This is a genomic window from Burkholderia sp. AU33545, from assembly GCF_020419685.1.
Classification (GTDB): Bacteria; Pseudomonadota; Gammaproteobacteria; order Burkholderiales; family Burkholderiaceae; genus Burkholderia; species Burkholderia diffusa.
Genome location: NZ_JAIZRQ010000017.1, coordinates 1 through 1,362, shown reverse-complemented (window position 1 = coordinate 1,362; position 1,362 = coordinate 1). Strand labels below are relative to the sequence as shown.

Annotated in this window: 1 protein-coding gene; it reads left to right on the top strand. The window is 64.3% G+C overall.

Going from position 1 to position 1,362, the window contains the following annotated elements:
* A partial coding sequence (locus LGM71_RS33355; protein ID WP_319000410.1) for a hypothetical protein occupies positions 1-1,362 on the top strand: 1,362 nt, incomplete at both ends.

Sequence of the window (1,362 nt, the reverse complement as noted above, 5' to 3'; positions counted from 1 at the left end):
TCGACGTGGACAGCGACGAAATCGAGCTGGTTGCCGACGAGAGGCCGGTCGACGTGGAGGTCGACAGCGACGCCACCGAGCTGTCGGTCGAGCTCAGACCCGTGGACAACGAGTTAATGCCGGTCGAGGTCGACGTCGAGAGCGAGCTGATCGAGCTGGTTGCCGACGACAGGCCGGTCGAGGTCGACGTCGAGAGCGACGAGATCGAGCTAGTTGCCGACGAGAGGCCCGTCGACGTGGAGGTCGAGAGCGAAGCCACCGAGCTGTCGGTCGAGCTGAGGCCCGTGGACAGCGAGTTGATACCCGTCGAGGTCGACGTGGACAGCGACGAAATCGAGCTGGTTGCCGACGACAGGCCGGTCGACGTGGAGGTCGACAGCGATGCCACCGAGCTGTCGGTCGAGCTGAGACCCGTGGACAGCGAGTTGATGCCGGTCGAGGTCGACGTGGACAGCGACGAAATCGAGCTGGTTGCCGACGAGAGGCCGGTCGACGTGGAGGTCGACAGCGACGCCACCGAGCTGTCGGTCGAGCTCAGACCCGTGGACAACGAGTTAATGCCGGTCGAAGTCGACGTGGACAGCGACGAGATCGAGCTGGTTGCCGACGACAGGCCGGTCGAGGTCGACGTCGAGAGCGACGAGATCGAGCTAGTTGCCGACGAGAGGCCCGTCGACGTGGAGGTCGACAGCGAAGCCACCGAGCTATCGGTCGAGCTGAGGCCCGTGGACAACGAGCTGATACCGGTCGAGGTCGACGTGGACAGCGAGCTGATCGAGCTGGTTGCTGACGAGAGGCCGGTCGACGTGGAGGTCGAGAGCGAAGCCACCGAACTATCGGTCGAGCTGAGGCCCGTGGACAACGAGCTGATGCCGGTCGAAGTCGAGGTGGACAGCGAGCTGATGGAGCTGGTTGCCGACGAGAGGCCCGTCGACGTGGAAGTCGACAGCGAAGCCACCGAGCTGTCGGTCGAGCTGAGGCCCGTGGACAACGAGCTGATGCCGGTCGAAGTCGACGTGGAGAGCGAGCTGATCGAGCTGGTTGCCGACGACAGGCCGGTCGACGTGGAGGTCGAGAGCGAAGCCACCGAGCTGTCGGTCGAGCTCAGACCCGTGGACAACGAGCTGATGCCGGTCGAGGTCGACGTCGAGAGCGACGAAATCGAGCTGGTTGCCGACGAGAGACCGGTCGATGTGGAGGTCGAGAGCGATGCCACCGAGCTATCGGTCGAGCTGAGCCCCGTCGACAACGAAGTGATGCCGGTCGACAGCGACGAGATCGCGCTGCTGGACGACGACACCGTCGTCGACAGCGAATCCACGATGGAATTGGTCGCGAAGAGTTGGGAGCCGTTGATCGCGT